Source organism: Halarcobacter mediterraneus (genome assembly GCF_004116625.1).
Taxonomy (GTDB): domain Bacteria; phylum Campylobacterota; class Campylobacteria; order Campylobacterales; family Arcobacteraceae; genus Halarcobacter; species Halarcobacter mediterraneus.
Window position 1 is genome coordinate 248,683 of the sequence record NZ_NXIE01000001.1, and the last position, 13,920, is coordinate 262,602.

16 protein-coding genes are annotated in these 13,920 nt (G+C 27.5%); 8 read left to right on the forward strand and 8 right to left on the reverse strand.

The window, feature by feature from the left end:
* The 6 genes from cysE to CP965_RS01320 form a co-directional block, all read right to left on the reverse strand.
* Positions 1-714, reverse strand: coding sequence for a serine O-acetyltransferase (gene cysE / locus CP965_RS01295; protein WP_407646389.1), 714 nt, complete (start codon positions 712-714; stop codon positions 1-3).
* A gap of 61 nt (positions 715-775) precedes the next feature.
* Complete coding sequence (gene speA / locus CP965_RS01300; RefSeq protein ID WP_164970975.1) at positions 776-2,581, reverse strand: biosynthetic arginine decarboxylase; 1,806 nt, start codon at positions 2,579-2,581, stop codon at positions 776-778.
* 2 nt (positions 2,582-2,583) lie between these two features.
* Complete coding sequence (gene hisS, locus CP965_RS01305) at positions 2,584-3,801, reverse strand: histidine--tRNA ligase (protein ID WP_129060225.1); 1,218 nt, start codon at positions 3,799-3,801, stop codon at positions 2,584-2,586.
* Positions 3,794-4,360 carry a dTMP kinase gene (gene tmk / locus CP965_RS01310; RefSeq protein ID WP_129060226.1) on the reverse strand — a complete coding sequence of 189 codons (567 nt, stop codon included), beginning with the start codon at positions 4,358-4,360 and terminating at the stop codon, positions 3,794-3,796. The genes hisS and tmk overlap by 8 nt, the downstream gene beginning before the upstream one ends.
* A complete protein-coding gene (gene coaD, locus CP965_RS01315) occupies positions 4,351-4,845 on the reverse strand; it encodes a pantetheine-phosphate adenylyltransferase (RefSeq protein WP_129060227.1) in 495 nt (164 codons plus the stop codon). The genes tmk and coaD overlap by 10 nt, the downstream gene beginning before the upstream one ends.
* Positions 4,846-4,847: 2 nt before the next feature.
* A complete protein-coding gene (locus tag CP965_RS01320; protein ID WP_129060228.1) occupies positions 4,848-5,402 on the reverse strand; it encodes a UbiX family flavin prenyltransferase in 555 nt (184 codons plus the stop codon).
* Between the two features lie 224 nt (positions 5,403-5,626).
* Between CP965_RS01320 and CP965_RS01325 the strand changes: the two genes are divergently transcribed.
* From CP965_RS01325 to CP965_RS01335, 3 genes are all read left to right on the forward strand, one after another.
* Complete coding sequence (locus CP965_RS01325; RefSeq protein WP_129060229.1) at positions 5,627-6,268, forward strand: recombinase family protein; 642 nt, start codon at positions 5,627-5,629, stop codon at positions 6,266-6,268.
* A 22-nt stretch (positions 6,269-6,290) separates the two neighbouring features.
* Positions 6,291-6,953 (forward strand): CBS domain-containing protein, encoded by a 663-nt coding sequence (locus CP965_RS01330; RefSeq protein ID WP_129060230.1) that lies wholly within the window; start codon positions 6,291-6,293, stop codon positions 6,951-6,953.
* Between the two features lie 74 nt (positions 6,954-7,027).
* Entirely contained in the window at positions 7,028-7,699 is a 672-nt protein-coding gene (locus tag CP965_RS01335) for a response regulator transcription factor (protein ID WP_129060231.1), read from the forward strand.
* A gap of 32 nt (positions 7,700-7,731) precedes the next feature.
* Here the strand turns inward: CP965_RS01335 and CP965_RS01340 are convergent, their stop codons facing one another.
* On the reverse strand, positions 7,732-8,925 hold the full coding sequence (locus CP965_RS01340) for a hypothetical protein (RefSeq protein WP_129060232.1): 1,194 nt from the start codon (positions 8,923-8,925) through the stop codon (positions 7,732-7,734).
* Entirely contained in the window at positions 8,925-10,265 is a 1,341-nt protein-coding gene (locus tag CP965_RS01345; protein ID WP_129060233.1) for a c-type cytochrome, read from the reverse strand. Before CP965_RS01345 ends, CP965_RS01340 begins: the two co-directional genes overlap by 1 nt.
* Before the next feature lie 161 nt (positions 10,266-10,426).
* Here CP965_RS01345 and rplI point away from each other — a divergent pair, with 161 nt between their 5' ends.
* Genes rplI through CP965_RS01370 form a run of 5 tightly spaced genes read left to right on the forward strand, consistent with a single transcriptional unit; the run spans position 10,427 to position 13,892 of the window.
* Positions 10,427-10,876 carry a 50S ribosomal protein L9 gene (gene rplI / locus CP965_RS01350; protein ID WP_129060234.1) on the forward strand — a complete coding sequence of 150 codons (450 nt, stop codon included), beginning with the start codon at positions 10,427-10,429 and terminating at the stop codon, positions 10,874-10,876.
* On the forward strand, positions 10,876-11,412 hold the full coding sequence (gene hslV / locus CP965_RS01355) for an ATP-dependent protease subunit HslV (protein ID WP_129060235.1): 537 nt from the start codon (positions 10,876-10,878) through the stop codon (positions 11,410-11,412). The genes rplI and hslV overlap by 1 nt, the downstream gene beginning before the upstream one ends.
* A gap of 7 nt (positions 11,413-11,419) precedes the next feature.
* A complete protein-coding gene (gene hslU, locus CP965_RS01360; protein ID WP_129060236.1) occupies positions 11,420-12,748 on the forward strand; it encodes an ATP-dependent protease ATPase subunit HslU in 1,329 nt (442 codons plus the stop codon).
* A 53-nt stretch (positions 12,749-12,801) separates the two neighbouring features.
* Entirely contained in the window at positions 12,802-13,107 is a 306-nt protein-coding gene (locus tag CP965_RS01365; protein ID WP_129060237.1) for a hypothetical protein, read from the forward strand.
* Positions 13,104-13,892, forward strand: a complete 789-nt coding sequence (locus CP965_RS01370; RefSeq protein ID WP_129060238.1) for a TatD family hydrolase — start codon at positions 13,104-13,106, stop codon at positions 13,890-13,892. The genes CP965_RS01365 and CP965_RS01370 overlap by 4 nt, the downstream gene beginning before the upstream one ends.
* The last annotated feature ends 28 nt before the right edge of the window (positions 13,893-13,920 follow it).

Sequence of the window (13,920 nt, forward strand, 5' to 3'; positions counted from 1 at the left end):
TTATTTCTTTATTGAATTCATAGCATCAATAAATCTATTGTAATCTTCTTCTAATTTTTTATCTTTGTTGCTTACATCTATACCATCTTCTTCTTTAAGTACTTCTTCTAAAATATGAATTCTCTCTATAAGATATTTAAACATCTCTTTATTAATATCTGGTAAATCATCATGGGCAAGTCTACAGTTTTTCTTATCTTTTTTAATAATTTTAGCTGGAACTCCAACGGCTGTAGAGTTTTTAGGAACATTACAAACAACTACAGAATTTGCACCAACTTTTGAGTTTTTATCAATTATGATATTTCCTAATACTTTTGCTCCACTTCCTATAACTGCATTTGATCTAATAGTAGGGTGACGTTTACCTTTATCCAGACTTACTCCACCTAAGGTTACTCCTTGATAAATAAGAACATCATCTTCAATAATAGTTGTAGCTCCAATAACAACCCCAATTGCATGATCTATAAATACTCTTCTTCCAATTGTTGCAGCTGGGTGAATATCTGTTTTTGTTAGTAAAGATCCTATTCCTACTAAAGCTCTTGCTGTTTTTGTCCAACCTTTATTATAAAGTTTATTTGCAATTCTATGATTAATAATTGCCCAAACACCTGGATAGTTAAAGAATAGTTCAAAACTAGAGTCTAATGCTGGATCATTTAATTTAGGAACGGAAAAATCTTCTTTTATTTGTTTCCATAAAGATATTTTCTTTTGATCATTTAAAATATGTGTTTTAATTTTTTCATGTATATTTTTTTCTTTTGCTTCACTCATTATAACTCCATGCTGTTTTTAGATAGCTATTTTCATGTAAATATTTTTCTAAAATTTCATAGGTATTTCTATCTAAATCTTTTTCTAATATATTTTTTATTTCACCTGTGTCATAATCAATATCTTCTAAGATATCAATAATTTTTTGAGATTCAATAATCTTTTCTAATTTTAATTCATTATTTTCAAAAACAACATTAACCTCTGTAGGATGAGAAAATAGATTATGTTTCATTCCTAAAGTATCTTGATATGCTCCTACATTAAAAAATGCAAGATAATATTCTTCTTTTTCTAAATCTACATTATGTAAATATAAAGGTTTTTTAGCATTAAACTCTATTTCTCCATCACTATCACAAGTAATATCCCATAAAGAAGCACTTCTTGTAGGTTTTTTATCTAAATGACTAATTGGCATGATAGGAAACTCTTGATTTATCCCCCATAAATCAGGAAGTGATTGGAAGATAGAGAAGTTTAACAGATATTTTTCTTGTATCTTATTATCGATTCTTTTTAACTCTTCATAGTCTTCTATTTCAAGTAAATTTATAGATTTCTTAATAATTAATTGAGCAAGTATTTCTGCATTACTTCTATCTTGTAAATCAATATAACCTAAATCAAAAAGTTTTAATAAAGATTCTAAATGATCCATACTATCATGCATATATTCTAATGCTGTTTTTATATTAATGTCTTCATATAATTCATTTAATTCTTCAATTAAAGGTGGATTTACTTCTTTTAGCCTTAAGTTATTTTCTTCGTACTCCGCTGAAAATAGTTCAAGGACAGGTGTAATTAAAACAGTACTATTTGCAGAAATAAATCTTCCAGACTCTGTATAAATATCTGGTTCTTCTACACCTTTTTGTTTTGCAATATTTTTTAAAGTAAAAATTACATCATTCGCAAACTCTTGTAAGTGATATTGTGTAGTTCTTTGATATTGTGAATATTCAACTGCTAGTCCACCACCAATATTTATAGCACTTAAGTTTGTAGCTCCTAAGTTTTTTAGTTCGGCATAAATATGTCCTGACTCTTTGAGTGCTTTTTTTAGTGGTTTTATTGTCGTCATTGCTGAACCAATATGAAAATGAATCATAGTTAAGTAATGAAGAAGATCGTTCTTCTTTAGTAGTTCATATGCTTCAAGTATTTCAGTAGAACTAAGACCAAATTTAGAATCAATACCACCTGACTTTGCCCAAGCTCCACCTCCACTATTAAATAGTCTAACTCTAATTCCTACATTTGGTGTTGGTAAAGAGGTCTCTTTTTCTACTTCTAATATCATTTCAAGTTCTGTTAGACCTTCAATAATAATAGTTATATTATGACCCATTTTTTTTGCAATAAAAGCTATATGAATCATTTCTTTATCTTTAAATCCATTAATTGTAATAGGAGAACCATAATTATTATAAGTCATAGCTAAAATAAGTTCAGCCTTACTTCCTGCTTCTAAACCATATCCAAACTCCTCTCCTGATTTTACAAGGGGTAATAAAAAGTTTGGAAGTTGATTTACTTTTAAAGGAAACACTGCATTAAATTTTCCTTTATAATCATACTCTTTTATCGCATTTTCATATAATGTAAACAATTTTGATATCTGTTTATTTGTTAAATGGGGGAATCTAAGTAGTAAGGGACCTTTAAAATCTTGTGCTCTAATATCTCTTACAATATCTAAAAGTGCAGGTTTTGATGCATAATTTATTTTTGCTAATCCATTTTCAATGAAAAAGTTATCATCAGACCAAATATCTATACCATAATTTTCCAATATTAAAAATCCTCTATTTTTATAGTTTTTTCTTCTTGTGTTTCAATATTTTTTACATAAATAGTGTTATCATTCAGTTCATTTTCACCAATTAAAGCAACTATATTTGCTCCTTGCTTTTGAGCAAGTTTAAAGTGTTTTCCAAAACCTCTTGATGTATATTCCATAATAGTTTTTGTAGTTTTTCTTTTATTATTTACAACTTTAGATACTAAATTTAATGCTTTATCATCCATTGCGCCTACATAAACTATATCCTCTTTTTGTTCTTTCATTTTTACAAGTTCTAGTAATCTTTCTATTCCAATAGCAAACCCAATTCCAGGAGTTTCTCTTCCACCAAGGAATTCAACAAGTTTGTCATATCTTCCTCCACCTGCAATTGCACTTTGTGATCCAATCTCATTTGAAGTAAACTCGAATGCTGTTTGAGAGTAATAATCTAAACCTCTAACAAGATTTGTATCTATCTCATATTTAATATTATTGAAGTCTAAAATCTCTTTTAACTTTTCAAAATCTGTATCACATTTCTCACAAAGATTATTAGTGATTTTAGGAGCATTGTATAATAGTTTTTGACAGGTTTCATTTTTACAATCTAAAACTCTAATTGGATTTGTATGAATTCTTCTATTACAGTCTTCGCAAAGGTTTTCTTGAATGTTTGTTAAATACTTAATAAGTTTTTCTCTATACGGAGGCATACAAGTTGGACAACCAAGTGAATTAAGCTGTAAAGTAAATTTAATTCCAAAAAAATCTAAAATATCTTTTAGCATCATTATAATATTTGCATCTTCATAAACTGAAGCTTGACCAAATACTTCACAACCAAATTGGTGAAATTGTCTTAGTCTTCCTTTTTGAGGTCTTTCATATCTAAACATAGGTCCATAATAGAACCATTTATATGTTCCACCAGCTCTATCAAACTTATTTTGAACAAAACTTCTTACAACACCTGCTGTTCCTTCTGGTCTTAAACAAACGTCATTTTCACCTTTGTCTATAAACTGATACATCTCTTTATTTACAATATCAGAACTTTCACCTACTGATCTTTTAAATAAAGCTGTTTCTTCTAATATAGGGGTTTCAATATAGGAAAAACCATAGTTTCTAGCAATTCTTGATGCATTTTCAATAAAGTATGTAAAGTATTTACTATCATCATTTAAAATATCATTCATTCCTCTTAAACTTTGAATATTAGCCATTAATAAATCCTTCTATTTTTTCTGCAATTTCTTCGATGCTTAAGCTTGCATCTATATAAATATGGTTTAAATTTAATATTTCTATTGTTTTTTTCATTCTGTTTTGAATATCAAGTAAATACTCAATTCCTCTTGATTCTATTGAATCATTTGATTTATTTCCTAATCTTTTAATTAACTCTTCTTTTGATAATTCAAGTAAAATAACATGACTAGGTAGTATATTTTGTGTTGCAATTAAATTTAAATTTGTTACAAGTTCTAAAGGTAGTTGTTTTGCATAAGAGATACCACTAATTATACTTCTATCACTTATAACCATCTTTTCTTCATTTGGTTTAATAACTTGCTCTATATGTTCAGCTCTGTCTGCAAGAAATAAAAACATTTCAGCAGTTTTACTTGTCGCTTCACCATTTAAAGCCATTGCTCTTAGTTTTAAACCTATTTGAGTTCCACCTGGTTCTTTTGTAAAAACCGCATCTTTGTGGTTTTTTTTCAAAATATCAAGTTGAGTTGATTTACCAGCTGTATCAACTCCTTCAATTACTACATACATTTTAATACCTCGTCTGGTACAAGATGACAGAACTTACCATCAAACCTAATTATCTCTCTTACAATTGTTGAAGAAACAAAGGCATTTTCTAATGTTGGCATTAGATAAAGTGTTTCTAGTTTTTTATTGATTGATGAGTTTGCATAACCCATTTGTAGTTCGTATTCAAAATCAGAAACAGCTCTAAGTCCTCTAATAATAGTATGTATTTCTAGTTCTGTTGCTAAATCAACTAATAAAGTATCAAAGCCAATAACTTTAACTGTTTCCATATTTTTTGTTGCAGCTTTAGCAAATTCAACTCTTCTTTCATGGGAAAACATTGGACCTTTTCTTTCACTTTTTGCAACTGCAATAATAACTTCATCAAAGATATTTGCAGCTCTTCTGATAATATCCATATGTCCATTAGTAATTGGGTCAAAAGTCCCACTATAAATAGCTTTTCTATAAGAGTCAAGAGGTTTTTTTAAATTTTCTGCCATTATTATTTCCATCTTTTATATAAATTGTGGTCAATTTTTAATAAATCAAACCATTTTCCTATCATAAAGTCTTCCATCATTTCTAGTGAATCTTGTTTTGAATAATATGCAAGTGTAGGGGGAGCAATAGTTACACCTAGTTTTGAAAGTTTTAACATATTCTCCAAGGCTATTGAAGAATAAGGCATTTCTCTAGGGGCTAAGATAATATCTCTATTCTCTTTAAGCATAACTGTAAATGCTCTAGTAACTAAGTTATCGCTGATTCCTACAGCACATTTTGCAAGGGTATTCATAGAGCAAGGAAGAATAATCATCTTGTCTGTTTTAAAAGAACCTGATGCGATAGGGGCTTCTATTTGAGTTTCTTTATAGATAAAAGAGTCTTTTCTTTCATTTATCAAGTCTTTTATATTTATATTTTCTTCAAGTTTTAAGGCTTTTTTAGCACTTTTTGAAATTACTGTATGAACTTCTATATTGCTAGGAAGTTTTTGTATAAATTTTAAACCTAGTCTAGAACCACTAGCACCAGTTATCGCAACAACTAATTTCATTTAAAACCTTTTTTGATTTTTAGAAGAAGTAGATGTTAGCTAAAAATGACTTTATTTTCAAAAAGATAGATAAAAATACAAATAAAAATTATCAAAAAGTACATTAAGTTTAATCTAATATTAAGCAATGTTTATATATCATTTTGTATAAGTATTTTATATCTTTTATTTTACAATATGTTAACTAAAAAATATAAAATAATACTTTTTGTAAAGGAAATAATATGTCTAATATTTTAAGTTTTGTGAGAGTTAACAACAATAATGAGATTTATACAAAAAAACAAATAGAGGGATTAGAAAACTATATAGAAAAAAACAATATTTCAATTTCTCAAAATATAGAAATTGAAATTGATACCCCAGAAGAAGAAAAAAATATTTTAGAGTTTTTAAAAAGATGTCAACCTTCATCTACAATTATTGTTTATGATTTAAATGTTTTTGGAAGAACTATTGAGACAATTTTAGAAATTGTAAAATTTCTTTTATCAAACAAAGTTAGAATTATTGTTGTTAAACAAAATTTAGATTTAATTGATGATAAAGATATGTTAACACAGATGATTCTTGGTGTTATATCAATGACAGTAAATTTAGAAAAAGATTTAATGAGTATAAGAACTAAAGAAGCTCTAGCTGCAAAGAAATTAAAAGGCGAACATTTAGGTAAACCAAAAGGCACAATTCAAAAGTCTAAATTTGATAAACAAAGGGATAAAATTGAAGAGTTATTAGCAGTTGGTTTATCTGTTAGAAAAATTGCAAAACTTTTAGGGTATAATAATCATATAGGATTAAATAATTATGTTAAAAAAAGGAATATTAGACATAATTTGCCAAGCACCTTAGAAATAGCAAGCTAAGGGATTAAAAAAGGAGTAAAAAATGTTTGCAATATATAATAAAGCAGGTTTGAACTTTAGAAGTACTATTGACAATCTTTACTCCTTATCAAATGTAGACTCAATATCAAGAGTTAGAAATAATACAGAAGAAGGTCTTCCTAAAGATCATTCCCTTAAAAATAAAAAAAGAACTGGTAAAACTTTTGAAGAAGAATTAAATAATAAAGATACTTCTGATGTAACATCTGTATATAAGGAAATTGCAAATATAGATACAAAAGAACCTATATTTCATATAAAAGAACTGATGAAAACTGATGTAATTACTTTAAATGAAGATGATACTATTAAAAAAGCATATGAATTAATGGAAGAATATGAAGTTAGACAAATACCTGTTTTAAGTATAGAAGACGGGAAAATTATAGGTATGGTGACTCATAAATTATTAGTAGAATATATTTTTAATGATTTAGAGTATGCAGAACACAATGCCAATAGAACTTTAGATACTTTGGATTTTGGACAAGTAATAACAGCAGATCCTATAACAGATATAAGAAGAGTTGCAAAAGTTATGTCTGATTTTAGCTTAACAGCTATTCCTGTAGTAGATGAAGAGGATAATATTAAAGGAATAGTTTCACGTGCAAATATTTTAAAAGCAATTGCAAATACTCCTCCTTTACAAATTTGGGGATAATCTTTTTTATAACTAACAAATAATTAATACATCTATTATAAGATTCCATAACTATAATACTATGGAGAATATATTTGAGTGCATTAAAAGTTTTAGTTTTAGAAAATAAAGATAGTTTTAATACTCAGATTATAAAAGTACTAAAAGATAATGATTTTTATATAGACATTTCCAAAGATGATAATGATTTTTTATCACAGATTTATGAAAAGCATTATGATTTATATTTAATAGGTATAAATGAAGATTCTTTACCTCGCTTTAACTTAATGAAAGCATTAAATGATTTTAAGGATTTGACTTTAAAAATGGTTATAACATCTACTCCTGATATAACTAAACGCTCTTTTTTATATGGTTGTGATGAATGTGTAATTAAAAATCTTGCAGATGAGAAAGAAATAATTTTAAGAATTAAAGCTTTAATTAGAAGACAGTTCAGAGTTTATGGTGATTTTATTCTTTTAAAAAAAAATATCAAATATGATATTTTTACAAAAAAGATATATAAAAATAATGTTGAAGTTTTTTTAGGAGAAAAACCTTCGATGATTTTAGATTATTTATTAAAATATAAAGAGATATTTGTATCTTCAGAAAAACTAGAAGTAGGTGTTTATCCCGCAAATAGTAAATCTAAAAACGCTTCTATACGATTTCATATACATAAAATAAGACAAGCACTAGGTAATGACATAATTATTTCTAGTAGAACAAATGGATATAAAATTAATATTGATTTATAAAAAAGAAGAAATTAAATTTCTTCTTTTTTAATTTATAGAGAGTTTTTAAATAAAATATAAAATCCCCAAGCAAAATAGACAATGCACCAAGTAGATAAAATCCAAAGTAAAGAGTTAGCCATTAAAGTAACTGTTTTATCTTTTGAAGCATCAAAATATCCATTGCTTTTACCTACTTTCCATGCCATAGTAGCAATAAAAGTCACTCCCACTCCTCCTAAAGAAAGAAAAGTTAAAACAAACATACTAATTGAAGCCCATTCAATATTTAGAGGATATTCATAAATGTTATATCCAAAATTATTCATAATATTAAATCTTAAATATTCTCTAAATCCAGAGATTACTAAAAGAAATACTATAAATAGTAGAGATGTTAGATAACTATTTTTCATTTTATTTGATAATACAATCATAAGAAGTGTAAAAACTATAATTAAAATAGAGTATATATCAGCAAGTTTATTTATTTGAAAACTCCAAGTAATAAATAGAATAAAACTAATAACAAAGCCACTAATAGCAATTTTTGTTCCTATTTCTCTAGTTTTTGTTAAAAAGCTTTCGGAAAACTTTTTAGTAGATTTTAAAAAATCACTATAGTTTTGTAAAAATAATCCAACGGCTGGAATACTTAAACTCATTAAAAATAAAAATCTAATTGTTTCAGGATTAAAAGTTAAACCTGAAGTATCAACTGTTCCATTTGGAGCATACCATTGCATCCATTTCTCAGGTTGAATAGCTTGTACTGAAAATACATGCATTAATAAACCTGCAAAAACCAAAAGGCAGAAAGATATAACTCCAATAAGTTTGCTTGAAGAAGAACCTTTTTTATTTGCATAATAATACCAATAATACATACTGTATCCTACTAATAAAGTATATATAAAAATCACTACCCAAAGCCCTGATAAAGTATTAATTGTGTACCAATTAGGATCATATATCACTTGAGTAAATAATAAAGGAGCAACTCCTAAAACTATTAATAAAGAAACACTTAACTTTCCAGTTTGAAGTAAGTGTGGTGTTATAATTTTCCACGTTTCATCATCTTTTTGTTTATATGTTCCATAAAGTGATAAACCAAGACTTCCTATTGATAAGAATACAAATAAAGCATGTAAAGCCCAAGTTAATATGTATAAACCTTGAAAAACAACAGGATAAAATGGAACACCTGCTGGATCTCTTAATAAATTTAATATATCAGCATTCATTAATTCTCCTTATTTTGACTTGCAATCCAAGTTGCAATGGCATCAAACTCTTCATCAGGTAAATCAATTCTTGGCATATATGGAATAGCCCCTGTTGCTAAAGAGTATTGTAAAAATGATTTAATCATATCTTTGTCTTGACCTATAAACTTATCTAATAAAGGTCTAAATTTACCAGTTTTTTCTAAAGAATGGCAATTTGAACACGCAATTTTTGTAAGTAAATGTCCAACTTCAAGTTTATTTTCATCAGTTATAGTTTTCAATCTTTCAGGAATCCATACATTTGTTTTAAGTAAGCCATGTTTTGCAACAATTTCTACTTCATTTTTTATATTTTTCCCAGGTACTTCTCTACCCATAATTTGATTACTATATACATATTGTCCTACAACATATGGCTTTCTAATACTTTCTCTTAATTTTTCTCCAGGCCATAAACCAAAAATTGCAACTACAAAAAGCATTGTTATAGAAAAAGCTCTATTTATAAACAATGGTTTAAAAATAGCAATAGCAAAATATAAAGAGAATACTACAATTAAAATGGCTTTGTTTCTAATCATATCAGCCATATAGATTTGTAATAGAAGTTTTGCATTTTCTGGAAGTGTTGTCATATACCACATAAAACAGATTAAAGTAATAAAACCACCAATAAAACTAATAACACCCATTTTTCTTATTAATTCTATTTTTAGTTCTTTATTATCTAATGCAGATGCAATAATTAAACCAATTACTCCAGACATCATTATCATAAAACCTATTCTTAAGAATAAATGAGGGAAGGTTGTTAGACCAAAAAAAGCATCACTTACTGAACCAGTTTGATAAAAAGCATCATTCCCTGGCCACATCATAAAACTAATAATTCCTATAATTAGGAATAAAGTTCCTACAGAAGCTAAAGCAAAAGCATAAGTTAATTTAAGGTGAGTCTTTCTATTTATTTTATTAATAAAATAAACTAAAGCAAAAACACCAACAACTTCAAAAACAAAAAATACCCATTCTGTTGCCCAAACCCATACAAAGTTATGTATTAAAGCACTGATTCCCCTTGGACTTGCAGCAGTTGCTGTATACCAAATTCCTGGACCAGTTATTGAACCTACAACATATGAAAAGATTAGTAAAAACATTCCATATTTTTTCATATACCCATATAAGTCTGCTCTATCTTCTTTATATGCTTTATGTGCAAGAAAAGCAAATAGTAAAGCAGCACCAACAGAAGTATGTGAAGCAAGGATATGAATTGTCCCTGTTATTCCCATAATCCAGGCTGAACCTATTTCTGGAAAATAGAAAAGAGGAAACATTCCTATTTGTTCCATAATTTCTCCTTCAATAATATTTATTTTGCAAAATTGCAAAACTAAGATGCTATGTTAATGCTAGAGTGTTAATTTTGTGTTATTCTTAATTAAATTAATTATTAATTCTTACTTCAAATACTTTATAGTAAAATATTCAACTTTTTGAAAATGGAGAAATTATGAAAGTATTATTATTAAAAGATGTAAATGGAACTGGAAAAGAAGGTGATGTAGTTGAGGTAAAAGATGGCTATGGTAAAAATTTTTTAATTGGAAAAGGTCTTGCTTTACTTGCAACTAATGAAGTTTTAAATAAATATAAAGCACAACAAAGAAAAAAAGCAGAAATTGAAGCACAAGAAATTGCAGAAGCAAAAGAGTTAGCTGAAAAACTAAATTCTACAAAATTAACTATTAAACATAAAGTTGGAGCTAATGGACATTTAATAGGTTCAGTTACAAATAAGGAAATTAGTGAAGAGTTAAGTACTCAATATGGAATTGAACTTGATAAAAAAGCTATTACATTAAAAGCTAAAATAAAAGCAGAAGGTATTTTTGAAGTTGATTGTAAATTAGGGCATGGTATTCATGCAACATTAAAAGTGGATATTATAGGAGTTCAATAGTGTTTGACGCAACTACTATACTTGCATATAAAGGACAAGGTCAAGCCGTAATAGGTGGAGATGGACAAGTTACTTTTGGAAATACAGTTTTAAAAGGTAATGCTACAAAGATTAGAACATTATATAAAGATCAAATTTTAGCAGGTTTTGCAGGAAGTACAGCAGATGCTTTCAATTTATTTGATATGTTTGAAACTCATCTTGAAACAACAAAAGGTGATTTATTAAAAGCAGTTATTGCTTTCTCTAAAGAGTGGAGAAAAGATAAAGTATTAAGAAGACTTGAGGCAATGATGATTGTTTTAAATAAAGAACATATATTTATTTTATCTGGAACAGGTGATGTTGTTGAACCTGAAGATGGAAGTATCGCTTCAATTGGAAGTGGGGGAAATTTTGCTATTTCAGCAGCACGAGCTTTAGCAAAACATTCAGATTTAAAACCAATTGATTTAGTAAAAGAATCTCTAATGATTGCTGGAGAACTTTGTATATATACAAATCAAAATATTAAAATTTTAGAAATAGAGGATTAATAAGCTTATGAATATGACACCCAAAGAAATTGTCCAATTTTTAGATGATTACGTTATTGGTCAAAATGATGCAAAAAAAACAATTGCACTTGCTTTAAGAAATAGATATAGAAGAATGAGAGTAAAGCCAGAACTTCAAGAAGAAATTATGCCTAAGAATATTTTGATGATAGGAAGTACAGGTGTTGGTAAAACTGAGATTGCTAGAAGACTTTCTAAAATGATGGGATTACCATTTATTAAAGTTGAAGCTTCAAAATATACTGAAGTTGGTTTTGTTGGTCGAGATGTTGAATCTATGGTTAGAGATTTAGTTTATGAATCAATTAATTTAGTGACAAAAGAGTTTGAAGAAAAAATTAAAGATAAAATTGATGAAGAAATAAATAAGCAAATAATTGAAAAACTAGTTCCATCTTTACCTGATACAGCAAGTGAAAGTGCAAAAGAATCATTTATTAAGACATTTAATAAAATGGAAGAAAAACTTTTATCAGGAGAACTTGATGAAAAGAAAATAGAAATTGAAGTTCCTAAAAAAGCTCATGTAGAAATTATTGATTCCTCAATTCCTATGGATATGAGTTCTATGCAAGAAAGTCTTAATAAAATGCTTGGTGGACTTAATAAAGAGAAAATAAAAAAAGAAGTAGCCATTAAAGATGCAAAAGTTTTATTAAAAGATGTAGCAAGTGATAAGCTTTTAGATCAAGAAGCTATTAAAGTAGAAGCTATAAAAAGAGCAGAAAATGGTGGTATTATTTTCTTAGATGAAATTGATAAAATAGCAACTGGTTCAAAAGCTCAAAATCAAGACCCATCAAAAGAGGGTGTTCAAAGAGACTTATTACCAATAGTAGAAGGAAGTTCTGTTCATACAAAATTTGGGCAAATTAAAACTGATCATATCTTGTTTATAGCAGCAGGTGCATTTCATGTTTCAAAACCAAGTGATTTATTACCAGAATTACAAGGAAGATTTCCCTTACGAGTTGAATTAGATAATTTAGATGAGGAAGCTTTATATAAAATTTTAACAAATACAAAAAGCTCTTTATTAAAACAGTATAAAGCTCTTTTAGAAGTAGAAGGTGTTGAATTAGAGTTTGATGATGAAGCTATACATGCTTTTGCTAAATATTCAGTAACAGCAAATGAAAAAACAGAAGATATTGGAGCAAGAAGGCTTCATACTGTTATAGAAAAAGTTATTGAAGATATCTCTTTTAATGCAGATGAAAAAAAAGGAGAAAAAGTTTTAGTTGATAAGCAACTTGTTGAAGAAAAATTAGATGATATTGTTGATAATGAAGATACAGCAAGATATATTTTGTAAAAGTTTAAATCTAATTTTGATAAAATTGGTAAAAATCTAAAATGGGGAAGAAAATGAAGATCGTTACATTTAAAGAACTTGATGATTCACTAATTGATAGTAGACATGAAGTTGAATATTTTCAAAGTGGAACAAATGGTAATGCACAAGTAATAATATTAGATATTGATACAATATTTGATTTTGAAGAAAATAAGCATGAAATTTGTGTAGAAGATTTTAAATCAATAGCAATTATTGAAGATGATAGTGATTTTGAAGCTTTTAAAAACTTTGGAATAGATGCTTGGATAAAAGCAACAGACTTAGGTGACTTAAATGGTTTATTAAACTTAATTGAAAAGAGGTATTTCTCATAATTATAGATTCACATTGTCATTTAGACAACAAACAATTTTATGACGATATTGATGAGGTTATATGTCGTGCCTTAGACCATGGAGTAAAAGGTTTCTTAATCCCTGGTGCTGACCCTGATGATCTTCCTAAAGCTATGCAATTAGCAGAAAAATATAAAGAAGTATTTTTTTCTGCTGGTGTTCATCCTTATGATATTAAAGCTTATGATAAAAAAATATTACAAGAATATATTTCTCATCCTAAGTGTATTGCAGTAGGAGAGTGTGGTTTAGATTATTTTAGATTACCTGAAGATGAACAAGAAAAGAAAGAAGAAGTTCAATTACAAAAAGAAATTTTTATAAAACAAATAGAGTTTGCAAAAGAAGTAAAAAAGCCTTTAATAGTACATGTTCGTGAAGCTTCTAATGATTCTAGAACTATATTAGAAAACTATGGAGCAAAAGAGGTTGGTGGTGTTTTACATTGCTTTAACGCAAGTGAACATTTATTACCTTTATCTGAACATAATTTCTATTTTGGAATAGGTGGTGTTTTAACTTTTAAAAATGCTAGAAAATTAGTTGAAGTTTTACCTAAAATTCCTAGAGATAAAATTATTTTAGAAACAGATTGCCCTTATTTAACTCCTCATCCCCATAGAGGAAAAAGAAATGAACCTTTTTACACTACTTTTGTAGCTCAAAAAGTTTCTGAACTTTTAAATTTAGAACTTAGCGAGGTTGAGAAGCTTACCGTGGATAATACTAAAAATTTATTTAAGCAGTTTTCTACAATTATTTAGATAAAATATTACCTATTTCACAAAAATA

Coding starts and splice junctions, on each gene's coding strand:
- hisS (WP_129060225.1), bottom strand. CDS start 3,801: ATGGCTAATATTCAAAGTTTAAGAGGAATGAATGATATTTTAAATGAT.
- tmk (WP_129060226.1), bottom strand. CDS start 4,360: ATGTATGTAGTAATTGAAGGAGTTGATACAGCTGGTAAATCAACTCAA.
- coaD (WP_129060227.1), bottom strand. CDS start 4,845: ATGGCAGAAAATTTAAAAAAACCTCTTGACTCTTATAGAAAAGCTATT.
- CP965_RS01320 (WP_129060228.1), bottom strand. CDS start 5,402: ATGAAATTAGTTGTTGCGATAACTGGTGCTAGTGGTTCTAGACTAGGT.
- CP965_RS01325 (WP_129060229.1), top strand. CDS start 5,627: ATGTCTAATATTTTAAGTTTTGTGAGAGTTAACAACAATAATGAGATT.
- CP965_RS01330 (WP_129060230.1), top strand. CDS start 6,291: ATGTTTGCAATATATAATAAAGCAGGTTTGAACTTTAGAAGTACTATT.
- CP965_RS01340 (WP_129060232.1), bottom strand. CDS start 8,925: ATGAATGCTGATATATTAAATTTATTAAGAGATCCAGCAGGTGTTCCA.
- CP965_RS01345 (WP_129060233.1), bottom strand. CDS start 10,265: ATGGAACAAATAGGAATGTTTCCTCTTTTCTATTTTCCAGAAATAGGT.
- rplI (WP_129060234.1), top strand. CDS start 10,427: ATGAAAGTATTATTATTAAAAGATGTAAATGGAACTGGAAAAGAAGGT.
- hslU (WP_129060236.1), top strand. CDS start 11,420: ATGAATATGACACCCAAAGAAATTGTCCAATTTTTAGATGATTACGTT.
- CP965_RS01365 (WP_129060237.1), top strand. CDS start 12,802: ATGAAGATCGTTACATTTAAAGAACTTGATGATTCACTAATTGATAGT.